1 protein-coding gene and 3 pseudogenes are annotated in these 2,904 nt (G+C 56.3%); 2 read left to right on the forward strand and 2 right to left on the reverse strand.

All coding sequences use genetic code 11. From position 1 onward, the window contains the following. Positions 1-394: 394 nt before the first annotated feature. Positions 395-706 carry a hypothetical protein gene (locus tag A3A5_RS38695; RefSeq protein ID WP_232431364.1) on the reverse strand — a complete coding sequence of 104 codons (312 nt, stop codon included), beginning with the start codon at positions 704-706 and terminating at the stop codon, positions 395-397. A gap of 64 nt (positions 707-770) precedes the next feature. Next, positions 771-836, reverse strand: a pseudogene (locus A3A5_RS44835) (DUF1294 domain-containing protein); the annotation flags it as partial. 223 nt (positions 837-1,059) lie between these two features. On the opposite strand from A3A5_RS44835, the pseudogene A3A5_RS40555 reads away from it, so the two are divergent. Next, positions 1,060-1,349: pseudogene (locus tag A3A5_RS40555) on the forward strand (integrase core domain-containing protein); the annotation flags it as partial. A gap of 1,192 nt (positions 1,350-2,541) precedes the next feature. After that, a pseudogene (locus A3A5_RS38705) lies at positions 2,542-2,820 on the forward strand (IS3 family transposase); the annotation flags it as partial. Positions 2,821-2,904: the final 84 nt, after the last annotated feature.

Below are 2,904 nucleotides of genomic sequence, written 5' to 3' on the forward strand. Positions count from 1 at the left end.
ACCAACTCAGCATTCTCTTGATTGGTAGACTCGCCATGTGTCCGTGCTGTCGGAGGCCAAACAAACGACTTCTCTTGTGACACAGTAAGACTAGCCCTCGTCGCACTACACCAGCTCAGGCAGGAGTCCAGTGTCATGGCGCTATCCCAAAAGCAGGACCGTGTGCCTTTCGATGCTGTCGCGTTGAAGGTCTATCTTCGACACGCGGAAGAGCGGCAACTTTGCGTGGCAGTGTAAGCACCATATTGCAGTTCATGGAGCCGGACAGCCTTTCTCTGGATCACCTGCTACTTGATGGCCGTACTCTGATCTCGGGTCTGAATGGCATGTCGTTTGCCGAGCTTCCGCTTTCCAGCAGACTCCGCTTGAAGCGATCCCAAAATTCGTGCTGTGGTCATTTAAGAAGCAAAGTCAAGACTTTTTGCGATACGAGAGGTTCAAAAGGTTGAACACAGGCGTTTCGGCTGGCTCGCCTCTTGTCGTCGGCATAAGCGAAGAACGTGAAGACGCTGACCATGAAGCTGACAATGCCGGCCTGTCGAGGGAAGTAACCAGCAAAGGCGCCACCGACTATGAGTCTCAAGGCCACCAGTCCGGCGAGTACCGGCAAAAGACTTGTGTCCGTCCCGGACTTCGGTGCGCCGACTATAGTGACGTTCAGCGCCTGAACCCAGCCGTCCTTCCCTTTGCCGAATTCGAAGCTCACGCGATCGCCAGGCGGTGCGTGTTTGTAGCGCCGTGACGTGGAAGAAGACATCTTTCATGTCCGCCTGGACCTCGATAAACCCAAAGCCCTTGTCTGCATGCCATGTCTTGACCCGCCCCGCTTTTTTCATGGTTCTCGTCTGTTGTTGCCGGAAGCACCAAGTTTAAGGGATGAGGTGAGGCCAGGTTATTGCGGGTTACGTGGAGTCAGCAGGAGCGGAATGCCGGCTGCTCTGCCACCCAGAGGCGCGCGGTCCGGGCTCGCTATGGCGAAATGGAGGCGCTGTCAATCCTGCGACGCGTAGCATCAGGCCGCGACATCCTGGTGTAGTCTCGCTACCCAAGCATCATCCCTATAGCGAGCGTCTGGCCGAGGCGGCCATCGAGCCGTCGGTTGGTAGCCGGGGCGACAGCTATGACGATGCATTGGCCGAGACGATCAACGGCCTGTACAAGGCTGAAGAGATCCATCGTCGTACGGCTTGGAAGACGCGCGAATCCGTTGAGCTGGCCACCCTGGAATGGGTGGCCTGTTTCAATCACCACCGCCTGATGGAACACCTCGGCTATACCCGCCCGCCGAAGCTGAGGCAAACTACTATCGGCAGCTTCAAATGCCTGCCGCTGAACCGCTACTAACTTAAACCAACCAGCCTCCACGATTCCCGGGGCGGTTCACTTCGCAGGTGGTTGCGTCTTCAATCGACCTTACCAGTTAGCGCCAGATTTTGATCCTGATCAACCACAGGCAAGTGGGGCACTCAGTCTGCCTTGCCTCACACATACCACGTTGCTTAGACTTCCCTCATCATTCCTCGTGTTGTCGGAGTGTCGCTGGGCCGGCGGCTGCCCAGGAATCTGAATGCAGGCTCAGGAAACTAGGCACTGCACCTGTTGGTGAGGATTAGGAATTTTACATTTGTAAACAGTAGAGAAGACCAAACACGCTATAAATGTCGCAACGTCCCCTTTTTATCTGTGGCTCCAGGAGTTGGACGCCTATCCAACATTTGGGTTTTTTTCCCACTCCATGGATAGCCAAAGGCGCCGGTGGCAGTGCCAACCGCTTGGGCCAATGTTGAGTGGCGGAGGCAGCAGCGCCTGTAATCAGGATATGCATCGCCGTGAACGTATAGGACGAGGCGTCAGTAATGGATATTCTTATTTGCTGCCGCTTACACCCAGCAAGAAACTGAGGTCATCCGCTTGTCGCAACTAATCGTGTATGTTGGCACGTTCGGCCAGCGAGCGCCGAACGCGCTAGAAGACTCGTCAGCGCTTTTCTCCGCATCCCTGACCGAGCTTTGGCCTTGATTGACGAAAAGATCGAATCATCCGGAAGGATGCGTACATGACATCGAAACCAGGCTCGTATGCTTGCAGGGTGGGGTGCATAGCTTCCAGTGGATAATCCAGGCGCTGTATGCCGCAAGTCCGTGGGCAGCGGGTTTTCCGCCACGGGTCATGGCCGGGCAGCTCCAGTCACCGGCGTTGGGCCATACAGGATGTCCTGTCCGCGGTGCACCCAGCGGACGGACCAGGCGCGCCATGTTGAGGTGCCAGGCAGATAGGAATCGGCCTAGCCGATCCGCACCAGCGGTTGGCATTGGAAGTCTTCGGTCGGCAGGTCTTGCATAGCTGTGGTCGTGGATGCGAAGGCCACATGATAAGCCAGCCGTCGTCGGCACTCACGTCATAGCCGACTGGGCATCGCCGGGCGTCCTTTTATGTATTCAACCGGGCAGGCTGAATACCACGAACAGGCGCCTCAGGCGGACATTTCAGCTTTGCTAGAAGGGGGCGCGGACGAAAACTTGGACTACTTGGAGGTAGTTCATGTATTCGTACGAGGATCGCATCAGGGCGGTCAAGTTATATTTTAAGTACGGCGGGAAGACGGCAACGGTCGTTCGCGAGTTGGGTTATCCGTCGGGTAAGAACCTGAAGCGGTGGGTCCACATCTACCAGGCGTTGGGCGACTTGCCCAAGCGCCGCCATCCCAAGCCGAGATATACGCTGGAGCAAAAGCGCGCGGCGGTGGATTACTACTTCGGTCATGGCTGCTCTCTGGCTAACACCCGCAGGGCCCTCGGGTATCCGAGTAGCGAAGTGCTTTAAAGTGGACCCACGATTTGAGACAGTGATCAGGCGGTAGATTAAGCTGTCGTCCTTGAAGGGGTGATGGCGAATGAGTGAAGG

This window comes from Cupriavidus sp. UYPR2.512 (assembly GCF_000379565.1).
GTDB lineage: Bacteria > Pseudomonadota > Gammaproteobacteria > Burkholderiales > Burkholderiaceae > Cupriavidus.